This window comes from Microbispora sp. CA-135349 (assembly GCF_050947365.1).
In the GTDB taxonomy this organism is placed as follows: domain Bacteria; phylum Actinomycetota; class Actinomycetes; order Streptosporangiales; family Streptosporangiaceae; genus Microbispora.
The window spans coordinates 4,688,418-4,703,625 of sequence record NZ_CP192001.1 but is presented as its reverse complement, the minus strand read 5'-3'; the positions used below and the strand labels follow the sequence as shown (position 1 = coordinate 4,703,625).

14 protein-coding genes are annotated in these 15,208 nt (G+C 72.0%); 7 read left to right on the top strand and 7 right to left on the bottom strand.

Annotated features, from left to right (window positions below; translation table 11 throughout):
• Window positions 1-24 precede the first annotated feature (24 nt).
• Window positions 25-687, bottom strand: coding sequence for a hypothetical protein (locus tag ACQPZZ_RS21880; protein ID WP_432921175.1), 663 nt, complete (start codon window positions 685-687; stop codon window positions 25-27).
• A 177-nt stretch (window positions 688-864) separates the two neighbouring features.
• Between ACQPZZ_RS21880 and ACQPZZ_RS21875 the strand changes: the two genes are divergently transcribed.
• Both ACQPZZ_RS21875 and ACQPZZ_RS21870 read left to right on the top strand, forming a co-directional pair.
• Window positions 865-2,976 carry a sensor histidine kinase gene (locus ACQPZZ_RS21875; protein WP_432921172.1) on the top strand — a complete coding sequence of 704 codons (2,112 nt, stop codon included), beginning with the start codon at window positions 865-867 and terminating at the stop codon, window positions 2,974-2,976.
• On the top strand, window positions 2,966-3,622 hold the full coding sequence (locus ACQPZZ_RS21870; protein ID WP_432921169.1) for a response regulator: 657 nt from the start codon (window positions 2,966-2,968) through the stop codon (window positions 3,620-3,622). Before ACQPZZ_RS21875 ends, ACQPZZ_RS21870 begins: the two co-directional genes overlap by 11 nt.
• 182 nt (window positions 3,623-3,804) lie before the next feature.
• On the opposite strand, the gene ACQPZZ_RS21865 is transcribed toward ACQPZZ_RS21870, so the two are convergent.
• Entirely contained in the window at window positions 3,805-5,118 is a 1,314-nt protein-coding gene (locus ACQPZZ_RS21865; RefSeq protein ID WP_432921166.1) for an alpha-amylase family protein, read from the bottom strand.
• A 249-nt stretch (window positions 5,119-5,367) separates the two neighbouring features.
• On the opposite strand from ACQPZZ_RS21865, the gene ACQPZZ_RS21860 reads away from it, so the two are divergent.
• A complete protein-coding gene (locus ACQPZZ_RS21860; RefSeq protein ID WP_432921163.1) occupies window positions 5,368-6,252 on the top strand; it encodes a DUF2268 domain-containing protein in 885 nt (294 codons plus the stop codon).
• A gap of 50 nt (window positions 6,253-6,302) precedes the next feature.
• Window positions 6,303-7,070, top strand: a complete 768-nt coding sequence (locus ACQPZZ_RS21855; RefSeq protein WP_432921160.1) for a TSUP family transporter — start codon at window positions 6,303-6,305, stop codon at window positions 7,068-7,070.
• On the opposite strand, the gene ACQPZZ_RS21850 is transcribed toward ACQPZZ_RS21855, so the two are convergent.
• The 5 genes from ACQPZZ_RS21850 to ACQPZZ_RS21830 form a co-directional block, all read right to left on the bottom strand.
• Window positions 7,060-7,365, bottom strand: coding sequence for a hypothetical protein (locus ACQPZZ_RS21850; RefSeq protein ID WP_432921157.1), 306 nt, complete (start codon window positions 7,363-7,365; stop codon window positions 7,060-7,062). The genes ACQPZZ_RS21855 and ACQPZZ_RS21850 overlap by 11 nt on opposite strands.
• 306 nt (window positions 7,366-7,671) lie before the next feature.
• The gene (locus tag ACQPZZ_RS21845) at window positions 7,672-8,688 is read right to left on the bottom strand and encodes a zinc-binding dehydrogenase (protein ID WP_432921154.1); all 1,017 of its coding nucleotides are present in this window, start codon (window positions 8,686-8,688) and stop codon (window positions 7,672-7,674) included.
• 421 nt (window positions 8,689-9,109) lie between these two features.
• Window positions 9,110-9,826, bottom strand: a complete 717-nt coding sequence (locus ACQPZZ_RS21840; protein WP_432921151.1) for a DUF3618 domain-containing protein — start codon at window positions 9,824-9,826, stop codon at window positions 9,110-9,112.
• Window positions 9,802-10,200 carry a phage holin family protein gene (locus ACQPZZ_RS21835; RefSeq protein ID WP_079319590.1) on the bottom strand — a complete coding sequence of 133 codons (399 nt, stop codon included), beginning with the start codon at window positions 10,198-10,200 and terminating at the stop codon, window positions 9,802-9,804. The genes ACQPZZ_RS21840 and ACQPZZ_RS21835 overlap by 25 nt, the downstream gene beginning before the upstream one ends.
• Window positions 10,197-11,135, bottom strand: a complete 939-nt coding sequence (locus ACQPZZ_RS21830; protein ID WP_432921147.1) for a hypothetical protein — start codon at window positions 11,133-11,135, stop codon at window positions 10,197-10,199. Before ACQPZZ_RS21830 ends, ACQPZZ_RS21835 begins: the two co-directional genes overlap by 4 nt.
• A gap of 599 nt (window positions 11,136-11,734) precedes the next feature.
• Here ACQPZZ_RS21830 and ACQPZZ_RS21825 point away from each other — a divergent pair.
• The 3 genes from ACQPZZ_RS21825 to ACQPZZ_RS21815 all read left to right on the top strand — a co-directional run bounded on the left by ACQPZZ_RS21825 (window position 11,735) and on the right by ACQPZZ_RS21815 (window position 15,194).
• A complete protein-coding gene (locus ACQPZZ_RS21825; RefSeq protein ID WP_432921144.1) occupies window positions 11,735-13,054 on the top strand; it encodes a sugar ABC transporter substrate-binding protein in 1,320 nt (439 codons plus the stop codon).
• 300 nt (window positions 13,055-13,354) lie between these two features.
• Window positions 13,355-14,362, top strand: a complete 1,008-nt coding sequence (locus tag ACQPZZ_RS21820; RefSeq protein ID WP_363646826.1) for a carbohydrate ABC transporter permease — start codon at window positions 13,355-13,357, stop codon at window positions 14,360-14,362.
• Complete coding sequence (locus ACQPZZ_RS21815; RefSeq protein ID WP_432921140.1) at window positions 14,355-15,194, top strand: carbohydrate ABC transporter permease; 840 nt, start codon at window positions 14,355-14,357, stop codon at window positions 15,192-15,194. Before ACQPZZ_RS21820 ends, ACQPZZ_RS21815 begins: the two co-directional genes overlap by 8 nt.
• Window positions 15,195-15,208 lie beyond the last annotated feature (14 nt).

Below are 15,208 nucleotides of genomic sequence, written 5' to 3'. Positions count from 1 at the left end.
ACCTCCTGTCACCGGGTGGGCGAGTCAGCGGCCGTTCTCGTCGTCCGCGACCGTCAGCTCGGGACGCCGGGCGAGCAGCAGCCCGAGCAGCGCGTAGCCGGCGACGAGGTGGCAGCCGCCGACCCAGTTCGCCAGGGGGTCGCCGAACACGAGGTAGGTGGGGACGGTCGCCACCGCCCAGGTTTCGGCGACAAGCGGCCACCAGCGCAGCACTCCCCGCCACCTCGCGGCGATCGCGAGCTTGACGCCGATCACGAACATGCCGAACATCGACAGCGGCCAGAACACGTCCACGAACCCCAGCCAGGCCTGGTCCCGCAGGTTGTCGGGCAGGACCCCGTGCAGCAGCGACCAGACGCTCGCCACCCCGAGCAACACCGCCTCGACCCGAAGCCCGATCACACCGCCGCGTGAGACGCCGATCGCCCGTGTTCGCGTCTGCACCCACAGCAGGCAGAACACGCCGAGCTGAAAGGCCAGGCCGGTGAGGTCGTGGATGCGCCCGCCCATCCCCTGTGCGTCGGTGCCGAAGACGAAGATGCTGGCGGCCCAGGCCAGCGTCCCGATAGTGAGCGCGGCACCCGCCAGGCGGACGGAGCCGAGGCGGGAGGCGCCGGGGGAGGGAGCCTCGGGCGGGGTGAGATCCGTGCGTGCCTTGGGGGCTTGCCTGGTGACGTGCGTGTCCATGTCATTCCTTCCGTGGTGCGCGGCGCCGGTGCGCCGTGCGGATCCACCATCCGCGCCCGCCGCCCCGGCCCCACAGGGCCGCCGGTCCCGGATCCGGCCCCCACCGCCGGGCACCCGTTCCGGGACAGGAGTCCCGGGACTCCCGTCCCGGGACAACGGGGCGGCGAGCAGAGGACAATGCCTGTCGTGGTGGACGTGGAGGCGGTTGAGCGTTCGGCGACGGGCCGGGCGGCCGCGTGGACGGCACCGGCGGCGGCCGCGGTCGCGGTCGCGCTCGCGGCCGGCACGGTGGTCGTGGACATCCGCAACAGCGGAGTGGCGGCCTCGCCCGGTGCCGACCTCGACATCGCCAACTGGCCGTCGGCCATGGCCGGCCTGGCGCAGGCCCTGCCCGGCGCCCTGCTGCTGCGCCGGCTGCCGCGGCATCCCGTCGCCTGGGTGCTGATCGTCTCCGGACTGGAATGGGCACTTAACGGCTTCCTCGGCGCCTGGTCGCTGTACGCGATCTACACGTCGCCGGGCGCACCGGGCGCCTCGGCCGTCTACTGGTGGTTCGAGCGTTTCGGAGCGGCGCTGCTGATGGGGCTGCCGCTGCTGATCCTGCTGTTCCCCCACGGACGGCTGCCGGCAGCCGGGGCATGGCGGTGGTTGTCCGTCGCCAGCCTCGTGCTGACCGCCTTGCTGCCGGCGTTGCTGCTGGTCGTGCCGATGGATGTGATGGCGCGGTACAACGCCACGACCCTTCCCGCGGAGATCTCCCGTCTCGCGCTGGATCCCGTCAGCATCCCCCTGCCGTACGACGTCTGGGCGCCCGTGCTGGCCGTCGCGTACGCCGCCGAGCCGGTGAGCCTGGTGGTGCCGTTCGCGGTCATGCTGCGCCGATACCGCGTCGCCGACGCGGAGCGGCGTGCCCAGATCCGCTGGCTGACCTGGTCGGCGCTCGTGAGCATGTTCGTGCTGCTGCTCCAGTTCGTGGCGCCCGTCGAGGTCACGGCGGTGCTCTTCTGCTTCGCGGTCGCGCTCACCTCCGCCGCCGTGCTGGTCGCGGTCACCAAATACCGGCTGTACGACATCGACCGGCTGCTGCCCGCGACCGTCCTGTACGGCCTGCTCGCTCTGTCGGTGGTCGGCATCGACGTCGCCGTCTTCACCGTCGCGGGGAGCACGCTGGGGGAGCGTGACTCGGCACTGGCTGCGATCGCGATCGTCGCGGTGGTCTACGCGCCGCTACGGGGCTGGCTGTGGCGGGCGGTACGCCGGCTGCTGCGCGGGGGGCGCGACGATCCGTACGGCATGGTCTCGACACTCGCCGAGCGGCTCGAACTGGCCACCGACCCGGACGACCAGCTGCTCGCGCTGGCCCGGACGGTGGCCGACGCCTTCCGGCTCCCCTATGTCAGGGTGGAGATCGAGCGGGCCGGCGGCGCCCGGTCGGTGGTCGAGCACGGCTCCCCGCACGGGCCGTCGCTGTCGTTGCCGGTGGCCTACCGGGGAGAGGTGGTGGGCCGCCTCATGCTGTGCCGTGCCGACCTGACCGAACGCGACCAGCGGCTCCTCGGCGATCTCGTACGGCAGGCCGCGGCGGCGGCCCGGGCGAGCGAGCTCAGCGCCGACCTGCAGCGCATTCGCGTGCAGCTCGTCGGCACGCGGGAAGAGGAACGCAGGCGGCTTCGGCGCGACCTGCACGACGGGCTCGGGCCGAGCCTCGGCGCCGTGGCGCTGCGCATCGAGACCGCGCGGAACCTGGCCCGCAGCGCTCCCGAGCAGTCCGATCGCATGCTGGAGCAGGCGGCCGCGGACGTCGCCGCCGTCCTGGCGGACGTCCGGCGGCTGGTGCACGACCTACGCCCGCCGGCGCTCGACGAGCTCGGCCTGCGCCGCGCCGTCGAGCAGCAGGCGGAGCGCGTCAGGTCGGGCCGGCTCCAGGTCGCCGTGTCCACCGAGGGAGATCTCGGCTCGCTGCCCGCCGCGGTCGAGGTGGCGGCGTACCGCATCGTGTCGGAGGCGCTGGCGAATGTGGTCCGGCATTCGGGCGCGGCGCGCTGCGCCATCACAATAGGCGTGCGGGAACGAGCGCTGGAGGTGACGGTGCGGGACGACGGCTCGGGCATCGGGGCCGATGTGACGGCCGGGGTGGGGATGCTCTCGCTGCGGGAGCGCGCGGCCGAGCTCGGCGGCGGCTGCGAGGTAGCCTGCCCGCCCGGTGGCGGGACGCTGGTCCGCGCGCTGCTGCCTCTTCAGGAGGCGACCGGAACGACGGAGACGACGGAGGCGGCGGGTGTCCGATGATCTGATCCGGGTGCTGCTCGCCGACGACCACCCGGTCTACCGCGAAGGGCTCGCCATGCTGCTGGCGTCGATCCCCGGCATCGAGGTGGTCGGCACGGCCGCGAACGGCCGGGAAGCGGTCGAGCGCGCCGCGGAGCTGCAGCCGGACATCGTGGTGATGGACGTCACGATGCCGGAGCTGGACGGGATCGAGGCGACCAGGCGCGTCGTCGAGGACAGCCCGCACATCGGGGTCGTCGTGCTGACGATGTCGGAGGAGGACAGTACGCTGTTCGCGGCCATGCGGGCCGGAGCCCGCGGCTACCTGCTCAAGGGCGCCAGCCAGGCCGAGATCACCCGGGCCATCGTGGCGGTCGCCCACGGCGAGGCGATCTTCGGCCCTGCGGTCGCGCTCCGCGTGGCCGAGTTCTTCGCCGGCCCGTCGCCTGCGTCCCAACTCACCGCGTTCCCGCAGCTCACGCCGCGCGAACGCGACATCCTCTCGCTGGTCGCCGCGGGACGGTCGAACGCGCAGATCGCGAGCACGCTGTTCCTGTCGCAGAAGACCGTGCGCAACAACGTCTCGAACATCTTCGCCAAGCTGCACGTCGCCGACCGCGCCGAGGCCATCGTCCGCGCGCGTGACGCCGGACTCGGTCGCACCTGACCCAGAAGGCCCGGCGAAGCAGCGCCGCCGCGACCTCTCCGGCCATCATGGAGGGCATGAGCAGCGCCCCGCCGACGATCAGGCAGGCCCACCTGCGGTAGGTGACCCTGTCGAGCAGCGGGGCGAGGACGCGGTTCACGGCCCGACGGTCCCGCACTCGCGGCGCACGCCGTGCCGTCCGGTCACGGCCTGTGGACGAGCACCCGCCACCCGTGCGCGGGCACGAGAGCGGGATCCTCGTCCGGGCCGCCGGCCCCGGCACAGCTGTCCGCGACGGTCAGACGGGAGACGTCCACGGGGAAGCGGTAGGCGTCGTCGCCGATGTTGAGCAGTGTGACGACTTCTTCCGTCCCCGCCTGGCTGCGCAGCGCGAGGGCCCTGTTGGCGACGTGCTGGGCCTCCGTACGTGCCCGGACCAGCCAGGGGTGCCGGCGGCGCAGCCCGGCCAGCCGCTGGTGGAGCCGGTAGACGGGCATGCCGTGCGGCGCCAGGTCGTCCGGCCCGTCGGGGAAGGCGGGCCGGATCGCGTCGTCGCCCCCGGCGCGTTCCTCCTTGACCCCGAGGAACGCCTGCTCGTCGCCGTAGTAGAGGCTCGGCACCCCGCCCACCGTCATCAGGACGGCCAGCGCGTGCCCCAGGTGCCGTGGATCGGTGAGCCTGCTGGCCAGGCGCGTCACGTCGTGGTTGCCGACGAACGTCATCGGCGCGAACACCTCCAGCAGCCGGTTGTGCCGGTCGAGCGTCCAGGCGAGTTCGAAGAAGTTGCCGTCGTTGAGCGAGCTCCAGACGGCTTTCCACAGCTCGTACTGCGTCACCGAGTCGAGCCCGCCCTCGGTCACGTACGCCGCGTAGTCGCCGTGGATCACCTCGCCCACGAACCAGGCGTCCGGATGCTCCCGCCGCACCCGGGTGACGGCCTCCCGCCAGAAGGTCCGTGGCACCGCGTACGCCGCGTCGAGGCGCCAGCCGGACGCGCCGCGGCCGAGCCAGTGGCCCATCACCCGTACGACGTGGTCGAGGACGGCGGGCTCCGCGTGGTTCAGCGCGACCAGGTGGTCGTGGCCCTCGAACACGGCGAAGCCGCCGGCGCCGTCACCGGGACGGAACCAGCGGGCGGCGGGGGAGTGCGGCCCTTCCGCAAGCGCCCGCGCGAAGACCGGAAACCCCCTGCCCACATGGTTGAACACCCCGTCGAGCAGCACCCGCAGCCCGCGCCGCCGCGCCTGCGCCACCAGGTGGTCGAAGTCGTCGTCGTCCCCGAGCCGGGGATCGACGCGGAAATGGTCCACCGTGTCGTACCCGTGCGTCTCGGACGCGAAGATCGGGCCGAGCTGGAGACCCGAACAGCCGAGTTCGACGGCGTAGTCGAGCCAGCTCTCCAGGCGCCGCAGCCGGTGCCGGCCGGGCGCTTCCCCGGACGCCGCCGTCGGCGGGGCGCCGGTGAAACCCAGCGGGTAGACATGCCACCAGATCGCGTGGTCGCTCCAGGACGTCACATCCGCTCCTCATCGTTCGTCCGTCTGGTCACAGTGTCGTCGCCGCCACCCCCTTCCGCGTCGGCGGCCCCTCGGCGCGGACGTGCCGTACGAGGGCGGGACCCCCCGCCGGCCGAGGGCGACCGCGACGCCCGGTCCCGTGCCGAGGACGCCGGCCGGGACCAGCATCACGCTCCCCACGAAGGCGGACCCCGCACGGGGGAAAAGTCGCTTGAGCCTCACGTTGCGTGAGCTTCTAGCGTCGGCGGTATGGAGATCATCGTTCACGACACGGCCACTGCGATGGCCGATCTGCTGGCCGCCCCCCTCGCGGAACGGCCCACCGCGCTCACCCGCATGCTCCGCCCGATGTGGGACGCCGTGCCCTGGATGCCCGTCGCCGACGTCGTCGGCATGCACCACAAGGGCTTCGGTTTCCGGGTCGACCGGGACGACGAGCGCTACCTGGCCGCGTTGCGACGGATGCGCGACGCGGGGGTGTGGGAGCAAATCGGCGACGCGCTCACCGCCGCCTGGAAGCACCAGCGCGAGGCCGTGCCCGGCATCCGGCATCCCGAGACGCTGCAGGTCTACATCGTGCTCGGCGACCCCGACGCGGAGCACCTGGTGCGGCGCAACCACGGCTACCTCGGCATGAGCGGCAAGGGCCTGGTCTACCTGCTCGTCTGGCCGACGGAGGACAACCTCGGCCGCCTCGGGCACTGCGCCGTCCACGAGCTCAACCACAACATCAGGTACTCGAACGTCGTCTGGGACCCCGCCACCGTCACCCTCGGGGAGCAGGTCGTCTCCGAAGGGCTCGCCGAGGCGTTCGCCCGCGAGTTGTACGGGCCGGAGGGGCTCGGGCCGTGGAGCACATCCCTGAACGGCTCCGCGTTCGACGCCGCGTATGCCACGATCACCGGAGCCTTGAACCTGACCGGCATGCACAACTTCGCCGCGTACGTGCACGGGGACGCCACGGCGGAGTCGATGGGGCAGCAGCCGGTCGGCCTGCCCGACCACGCGGGCTACCCGGTCGGGCTGCGGATCGTCGACGCGCACCTCGCCGCCTCCGGCCTGACCGCGGCCGAGAGCACGACGTTGTCCCTCGAGGAGATCCTGGCCAACGCCGGGTTCCCCGCCGCGCGCTAGGCTCGCTCGTCGGGCCATGGTCAAACCGGTGCAAAGGGGGACGGAGCCGTATGGGTGCCGGACAGGTCGTGCTCCTGCTCCTCGCCGCCGTGGCCGCCGGATGGGTGGACGCCGTTGTGGGCGGGGGAGGGCTGCTGCAGCTTCCGGTGCTGCTCCTGGCCGGTCTCACGCCGGTCCAGGCGCTGGCGACGAACAAGTCCGCCGCCATCTTCGGCACGGGGTCGGCCGCCGTCACCTACGCGAGGAGGACGAAGCTCGACCGGGCGGTGGCCGTGCCGGCCGCGGCGCTGGCCGTGGCCTTCGCCGGGCTCGGCGCCGCCTCGGCGGCCCTGCTCGACGGGGATGTGCTGAAGCCGCTGGTGATGGTCGTGCTGCTGGGGGTAGGGGCGTTCGTGACCCTGCGGCCGGGGTTCGGCCGCCTGCCCCACCCCCACCTGCGTACGCGGGCGCGGGCGGTGACGGGGGTCGCGGTGGCGGGTGCCGGCATCGCCTACTACGACGGCATCGTCGGGCCGGGCACCGGCACGTTCCTGCTGATCGCGTTCACCTCGATCCTCGGGATGGACTTCGTGCACGCCTCCGCCACGGCGAAGGTCGTCAACACCGGCACCAACCTCGGCGCCCTCGTCGTCTTCGCCGTGCAGGGCCACGTGGTGTGGGCGCTCGGCCTGGCCATGGCGGTCTGCAACATCGCCGGGGCGCAGGTCGGCGCGCGGATGGCGCTCAACCGCGGCGCGGGGTTCGTCCGCGTCGTCCTGCTGTGCGTGGTGGCCGCCCTGGTCGCCAAGCTCGGGTACGACCAGTTCTTCAGTCGATGAGATCGCACAGGCCGGGGCCGAGGTCGTCGTCCACCATGCGGAGCGCGGTCTCCGCCCTCGACGCCGGCGCGAGCGGGCGGAAGACCGACGAGCCACGTCGCTGCCGGTCCGCGACGACCGCACGAGCGGAAGCCCGTCCCGGCTTTCCAGCTCCGCGACGATCATCGTGGAGTGTTCCCTGCGTGGATGACGTGGCGCAGCTTGCGGCGGCCGTCGGGGTGCCCAGGGCGGGATCGTCACCGAGCAGGCGCTCCAGCGTGTGGCGCTGCCAGTCCACCGCCGCCTGTGACAGCACCCGCCGATCGAAGACCGGGGATCACGACCGGCGGGAATCGCATGCATGCTGACGCAACCTCGGGGGGTGTGCGGGACATCGGGGGAAATAAAGAGGGCGCGGCCCAGAAGACCGCGCCCTCGGGGGCGACTGCCCCGGTGAAGCCTGTGTTCGCTTGCGCGATGCTCAGAACATACCCGGTTCCGCGCCCGCCGCACCGGGTCTGCCGCACCGGGATTTCGCGAGAAACCTGACCCGTGTCGTCGCTCCTGGGTCGGCATGGCGGTCAACTCGCCCGTGTATGCCGTCTGGTGACGCATCGGGCCATCAGCTCTGGGGTTCCACAACGACCTTGAGCCCGCGCCGGGAGACGGCGGCGGCGAAGGCGTCCGCCGTGGCCGCGAGCGGGAAGCGCTCGGTGACCAGCGACGACACGTCCACCGATCCGTTCTCGACGAGGCGGATCGCCCGTGGATAGGTGAGGTTCATCCGCCGGACCAGCGCGAGCGTGAGGCCCTTGCGCCGGGCCGGCGACGCGGGGAACGACGTGCGGTCCTCGTCGGGGATGCCGGCCAGCACGACCCGGCCGCCGGGCCTGACCGCGGTCATCGCCACGCGCACCGCGTCGTCGGCACCGGACACCTCGAAGGCCACCCGTACGCCGAGGCCGTCGAGCCCGTCGATGCCCGTCCACACGGCCGGTTCCGCCTCCTCGGGAGACAGGACATGGTCGGCGCCGGACCGCAGTGCGGCGGCGCGGCGGTGCGGCAGGGGATCGACGGCGATCACCGTCGAGGCGCCGGCGAGCCGGGCGAGCTGAACCACCAGCAGCCCGATCGGCCCGCAGCCGACGACGGCGACGGGCGCCCCGAGCCCCAGATGCCCCAGGTCCACGGTGTGGATCGCCACACCGAGCGGTTCGAGCATGGCCCCGTCGCTGTCGGACAGCGCGTCGGGTAGCGGATGCAGCAGGTCGTCCGGCCAGGCCAGACACTCGCGCAGACCGCCGTCGAGCGTGCCGTGCCCCGCGAAGCGGACGTCCGGGCACAGGTTGCCGTATCCCGTCGCGCACACTCCGCACCGGCCGCATGGGATGGCGGGGTCGACCGCGACCCGCGTGCCGTGCCGGGGACCGCCCTCGATCACTCCGGCGATCTCATGTCCCACGACGAGCGGATCGTCCAGCACCGCGTCGCCGATGCCGCCCTCGGAGTACCAGTGCAGGTCGGAGCCGCACAGGCCGACGGCGGTGACGCGCACCAGGCTCTCGCCGGGCCCGGGGACGGGGGGCGGCTCCTCGGACAGCCGGATGTCGCCCACCTTGTGGAGCCGGGCGGCCCTCACGTCCTGGTCCCTCGCGCCATCGCCGTTCCCCTCGCTCCGTCCTCCGCCTTGAGCCTAACCCCCCGTCCGGTGGGGGAGGCGTGCCGCCGGTGCCGATGGAGGGCTTCGGCCCGGACACGACGGGACCCACTTGTGCACGCCGCCCTCCGATCGACGTGGCATCACGAGCGACGATCAGCTGTGCCGGCCCGCTGCCTTCCTCGTCGTGCCGCCCAGCCTGATCGCCGAAGGGATGTCATTCGCAGTTCTCATCCGACAGCGGACGGCCTGTCAACGGCTGCTGCGTCGCGGCTACGGCACTGGTCGCGCGCATAGATACCGCACCGAGCCGGCGGCACCCGGCGGACGGTCCGCTGGAGCGGCCGAGAGCCGGGCCCTTCCTGCCGGGCCCGGCCCTCGGAACGTTCCCACGGACCTCGCGCTACGAGCGGGCCTGCCCGGTCATCTGCCGCGCCTGGTCACGCGTCTGCCCGGTCATCTGCCGCGCCTGGTCGCGTGCCTCCTCGCCGGTGGCCCTGGTCGCCTCCGCGGCGGTGTCGCGCACCTGCTGGACAGCCTCTCTGGCGTCCTCGCCCACACGCTGCGCGGTCTCCTGAACGGCCTGCTTGACCGGCTCGACCATCTCTCCGGCCCGGTCCTTCACCTGCACGGCCGCGCGTTCCTCGGCGGAGGTCTTCGGCAGCAGGCTCGCGGCCAGCAGCCCCGCGCCGAAGGCGATCAGCCCCGCGGCGAGCGGGTTGCCCTGGGTGCTTCGCATGGCCTGCCGAGGCGTGTCGCGTACGGTCTGGGCGGCCTGCTGGGCGCCGTGCCGGACCATCTCGCCCGCCTCGGCCGCGGTGCCGCGGACGGCCTCGCCGGCGTGCGCCGCCGCGTCGTGGACCGCCTCGCCGGCGTGCGCCGCGGCCTCGCGCATCGTTCCCGCGGCCTCACCGGCCTGGTCGCGAACCGTCTGGGTGGCGTGTGCGGGCACTCCCATCACCTTCTCCCTCACCGACTGCGCCGTCTGGCGCATCCTGTCCGTACGGCGCCGCACGATGCGCGCCGGGCTCGTCCGGTCGGCGAGCCGGTCAACGTCGGCGGCGAGCTCCGCCCGCGTGACCTCGATCTCGGCCCTTATCTCCTCTGGGCTCGCGCCCATCGCACGTCCTCCTTCAGCGTCTCGATGGTCTGCTCGGGCGTGGGGTTCACCTCGCGCATGCGCTCCTTGCCCCGGGCGAACAGCACTCCGCCGATCACCGCCCACACGGCCGCGACGATGAGCGCGGCCCAGGCCAGGTCCATGACGTTGCCGAGCCCGAACACGACGGCCAACGTGACGAGGAGCGCCACCATGTAACCGGCGAAGCCGGCGCCGCCGAGCATGCCCGCCGCCTTGCCGGCCTTGGCGGCCTCCTGCCGGATCTCGGCCTTGGCGAGCTCCACCTCCTGGCGGAACAGCGTGGACAGGTCCTCGCCGATCTCGCCGACCAGCTTGCCCAGTGAGGGCTCGGCCGGTGGGCTGGGGTAGCTCATCGCGGCCCACCTCCGTTGCCCGGCGTGCCGCGGTAGCCGTCGGTGTACCCGTCCGCGTGGCCGTCGGGATGGCTGTCGGTGCGGCCGTCCCGGATCTCCTCCGACGGGTGGCGCGCGCCGCTCGGGTAGCCGGTCCCGGTGCCGTTTCGCGTTCCGTCATCGGCCCGATACCCGTTGCCGTACGACGGCGAAGGGGTCACACCGGTTCCCGTGCCGTACGCCGGCGGGCGGCTGCCGTACGAGGCGGGTGCGGGCGATCCGGAACCGTATGCGGTGCCGCTCCCGTCACCGGAGGCGGAGCCATATGCGGAGCCGTATGCGGCGCCGGAGCCGAACCGCCTCGCGTCGCCGTCCGCCGTGCCGTTCGTGTGCGGGTCCTCGGCCGAGGCGACGGCCTTGACGGCCCGTCCCACGAGGAAGCCCGCCACCGCGGCCCCGGCGAGGAACAGCCCCGGACGGCGGCGGGCGAAGTCCTGCACGTCGCGCACCGCGCCGTGCAGGCCCTTGGTCTCCAGGTAGTCGGCGGCGCGGTGACCCTGCTCCGCGACCTGCTGCACCACACCACGCATGGGGGAGTCGGGCGTGGCGTTGTCGCCGATCGCCTCGAGTTCGCCGGTCCACTGCCGGATCGCGTCGGCCGCGCGTCTGCTCTGGTGCCGCGCCTGCTCGTCGGTGTGCCTGCGCAGCTGGTGGAGGACGTGCCGGGTCTGCTCCCTGGCCTCGTCGGCCACCGCACGCGCCTGGTCCTTGGCGGTCACGGCCACCTCGCCGGCTGCCGTCCTGGCCTCGTGGGCCGTCTGCTGGGCCGCCTGCCGGACCTGCTGTGCGGTGCCCTGTTGCCCGGTTTCCTGCTGTACGGCCTGCTGCCGGCCGGAGTCCTGCGGCAGCTCGCTTCCTCCCACGTATGTTCGCGTCTCGCTATGGAAGTCGCTCACTGAAGCCTCCTTGGGTCGAAATCGTCCCTGGAGCGGCGAGCTACCCGTGAAGCTCGAACGGACGCACGGCCGGGCCATGCGGGTCCGGGCGGTGGGAGACCGGGACCTGCCCGGCGTTCGGCTGGGGGTCACTACCTCACAATCGGGGACCGGGATTCTGGAGAGCGCTTTCCCGAAGCCTGGACTTCGTCGGAGCGGCTGTCAAGGCGGATCCGCGACTTCGCCGAAACCCCCAGCTCACCCGGTTGTTCTCGGCGTGGTGACGGCCGCGCGCGCAAGCCTGGAGAGCGAGAGGGAGGGTCGCCCCTTGACACTCTTCGCCTTCCGCGCCACTCTCTCGTTGGAGAGCGCTCTCCCATCTGTGGCAGTGAGGAGAGCCCTGCTTCCGTGACGCTGCCGGCCACGTGCGGTGACGCCCGCACAGTCCGGCGGCGTCCGTGCCGCGCTGTCGGAAGACGGCGCTGTCGCAGGATCGCGCCGCCGCCCGTGCTGCCGCACAGCCGCACAGCCGCGCTGTCGCGGCGCACGGACCGTTCACCCCCCAGGCCGCCGCCCTCGACGGGCGGGCGGTCGCACCCGCAAGAGTGAGGACACCACACGTGCGCAGACGCAAGCCATATCTCTTCGCCGTCGCCGGAGCCCTCGTGCTCGCCGCGACGGCCTGCGGCGCCGACGACTCCTCGTCCACGGCCGGATCGGCCGGTGGGAGCGCGGCCCAGACGATCACCTACTGGGCGTCGAACCAGGGCACCAGCCTGGAGAACGACAAGGAGGTGCTCGGGCCCGAGCTGGACAGGTTCACCAAGGAGACCGGGATCAAGGTGAACCTGGAGGTCGTCCCCTGGGCCGACCTGCTCAACCGGATCCTCGCCGCCACCACGTCGGGCAAGGGCCCGGACGTCGTCAACATCGGCAACACCTGGTCGGCCTCGCTGCAGGCGACCGGGGCGTTCGTGCCGTGGGACGACGCGCTGCTCAAGACGCTGGGCGGCAAGGAGCGCTTCCTCGGCCCCAGCCTCGCGGCGACCGGCGCCCCCGGCCAGCCGCCCACCGCCGTGCCGATCTACGGCATGACGTACGGCCTCTTCTACAACAAGAAGATGTTCAAGGAAGCCGGTATCGACAAGCCGCCGGCCACCTGGGACGAGCTCGTCGCGGACGGCAAGAAGCTCACCAAGGACGGCACGTGGGGGCTCGCCGTGGAGGGCGCGAGCGTCAGCGAGAACGCCCACCACGCCTTCATCTTCGGTCAGCAGCATGGCGCCGATCTGTTCGACGCCTCCGGCAAGCCGCACTTCGACTCCGACCAGGAGGTCGCGGCCATCAAGCAGTACCTCGACCTGCTGGCCGTCCACAAGATCGTCAACCCGAGCAACGCCGAGTACGCCAACGGCACCGAGGCGGTGCAGGACTTCGTCTCGGGCAAGGCCGGCATGCTCATGTGGCAGTCGATCGCCACGCAGCTCAAGCAGGCCGGATGGAGCGAGGACGACTACGGACTCGCGCCGATCCCGCTGCCCGACCCGTCGCAGGGCGGCAAGCAGGTCAACGCGATGGTCGCCGGCATCAACCTCGCCGTGTTCAAGACGGCCGCCAACAAGGACGGGGCGCTGAAGTTCGCCCAGTTCATGACATCCAAGCAGACCCAGCAGAACCTCAACAAGGCGTACGGCTCACTGCCGACCGTCACGGACGCCTACGACGACCCGGCGTTCGAGAGCGAGACGATCAAGACGTTCCAGCAGATCCTGTCCACCACGGCCGCGCCGCTGCCGCAGGTGGCGCAGGAGAGCCAGTTCGAGACGCTCGTGGGCAACGCGATGAACCAGTTGTTCGCGGACGCCGCGAGCGGCAAGCCGGTCACCGAGGAGGCCGTCAAGGCCAAGCTGACCGAGGCCAACCAGCAGATGGGCGGCTGAAGCCCCGCTCGTCCCGGCGCCGGGCGGAGGACCCGCCCGGCGCCCCCACGCGCCCGGACGCCGCTGCCCGCGAGAGCCCGCGGCTGCCAAGCTCCCCTGACAGCGAGAACCACCGCCCTTCCAAGCTCCCGGCTCATGAGAGCCCGGACCCGCGAAAGCCCCCGGCGGGCGAAAGCTCCGGCTCGCGAAGGCCCCGGCTCGCGAAAGCCCCCGGAATCGCTCTGCCCGCAAGGCCCCCGCCCGCCAGGGCGCGCCCGCCTCGGCGGGCTCGTGCCCGACATCGAGAGGAAATTGATGGTCGTGTCCACCACGTCCCGGTCCGGCGCGGGACGGAGACCCGCGTCTCCTGGTGGCCCTCCGCCTCCGGGCGACCGGCGGCGGGGGATCGCCGACCGCGTCCCCGCGCGGCTGCGCCGCGTCGCCCTGCCCTACCTGCTGATCCTTCCGGCCGTGCTGCTCGAACTGCTCGTCCACCTGGTGCCGATGCTGATCGGCATCGCGATGAGCTTCCTCAAGCTCACCCAGTTCTTCCTGCGCGACTGGTCGGCCGCGCCGTTCGCGGGCCTCGGCAACTACAGCGTCGCCGTCGACGTCGACGGCGCGGTCGGCCGCTCGCTGCTGCACTCGTTCCTCGTCACCGTAGGATTCACCGCGCTCACCGTCGGACTGTCGTGGCTGCTCGGCATCTGCGGCGCGGTGCTCATGCAGGGCTCGTTCCGGGGCCGGGCCGTGCTGCGCGCGCTGTTCCTCGTGCCGTACGCCCTGCCGGTCTACGCCGGGGTGATCACCTGGAGCTTCCTGCTCCAGCGCGACTCGGGTCTGGTCAACCACGTGCTGGTGGACCAGCTGCACCTGTTCGGGGAGCGGCCGTTCTGGCTGATCGGGTCCAACAGCTTCTGGTCCCTCATCGTGGTCTGCGTGTGGCGGTCGTGGCCGTTCGCCTTCCTCGTGCTGATGGCCGGGCTGCAGAACATTCCCGCCGACCTGTACGAGGCGGCCGCTATCGACGGCGCGGGCTGGGGCCGGCGGCTGCGCGCGGTGACGCTGCCCATGCTGCGCCCGATCAACCAGGTGCTCGTGCTCGTGCTGTTCCTGTGGACGTTCAACGACTTCAACACGCCGTACGTGCTGTTCGGCAAGTCGGCCCCGCACGAGGCGGACCTGATCTCGATCCACATCTACCAGAGCTCGTTCGTCACCTGGAACTTCGGCTCGGGCTCGGCCATGTCGGTGCTGCTCCTGCTGTTCCTGCTGCTGGTGACCGCCGTGTACCTGGTCGCGACGTCCCGGAGGAGGAGCGATGCGTGAGCCCCGCTGGCTGCCGTGGGCGCGGTGGATCGGCCTCGGCCTGCTCGGCCTGTTCACCCTGACCCCGCTGTACGTGATGCTGACCTCGGCGATCAAGCCGTTGCGGGACGTGCAGGGGGACTTCCACTGGATCCCCACGACGATCACGCTGCGGCCGTTCGCCGACATGTGGCGGACGGTCCCGCTGGCACGTTACTTCGCCAACAGCCTGATCGTGGCGTCGGTGGCGGCGCTGGTGTCGGTCCTCATCGCGATCTTCGCGGCGTACGCGATCAGCCGCTTCCGCTTCCCCGGCCGCCGGATCTTCTCGGTCACCGTGCTGTCGACGCAGATGTTCCCCGGCATCCTGTTCCTGCTTCCGCTGTTCATGACCTACGTGAACCTCGGGACCGCGCTCGGGGTCGAGCTGTACGCGAGCCGCACCGGCCTGATCATCACCTATCTGACCTTCTCGCTGCCGTTCTCGATCTGGATGCTGGCCGGATACTTCGACTCGATCCCGACGGCCCTGGACGAGGCCGCCCAGGTGGACGGCAGCGGCCCGATCGGCGCACTGCTGCGGGTCGTTCTGCCCGCCGCCACCCCCGGTATCGTGGCCGTCGTGATCTACGCGTTCATGACCGCGTGGGGGGAGGTGCTGTTCGCCTCGGTCATGACCGATGAGTCGAGCCGTACGCTCGCCGTCGGCCTGCAGGGGTACGCCACGGAGAACGACGTCTACTGGAACCAGATCATGGCGGCCTCCCTGGTCGTCAGCGTCCCCGTGGTGGCGGGGTTCCTGCTGCTGCAGCGCTACCTCGTGCAGGGCCTCACCGCGGGCGCCGTCAAGTGACCCGCCCGTAACCC

Coding starts and splice junctions, on each gene's coding strand:
- ACQPZZ_RS21880 (WP_432921175.1), bottom strand. CDS start 687: ATGGACACGCACGTCACCAGGCAAGCCCCCAAGGCACGCACGGATCTC.
- ACQPZZ_RS21875 (WP_432921172.1), top strand. CDS start 865: ATGCCTGTCGTGGTGGACGTGGAGGCGGTTGAGCGTTCGGCGACGGGC.
- ACQPZZ_RS21860 (WP_432921163.1), top strand. CDS start 5,368: ATGGAGATCATCGTTCACGACACGGCCACTGCGATGGCCGATCTGCTG.
- ACQPZZ_RS21855 (WP_432921160.1), top strand. CDS start 6,303: ATGGGTGCCGGACAGGTCGTGCTCCTGCTCCTCGCCGCCGTGGCCGCC.
- ACQPZZ_RS21840 (WP_432921151.1), bottom strand. CDS start 9,826: ATGGGCGCGAGCCCAGAGGAGATAAGGGCCGAGATCGAGGTCACGCGG.
- ACQPZZ_RS21835 (WP_079319590.1), bottom strand. CDS start 10,200: ATGAGCTACCCCAGCCCACCGGCCGAGCCCTCACTGGGCAAGCTGGTC.
- ACQPZZ_RS21815 (WP_432921140.1), top strand. CDS start 14,355: ATGCGTGAGCCCCGCTGGCTGCCGTGGGCGCGGTGGATCGGCCTCGGC.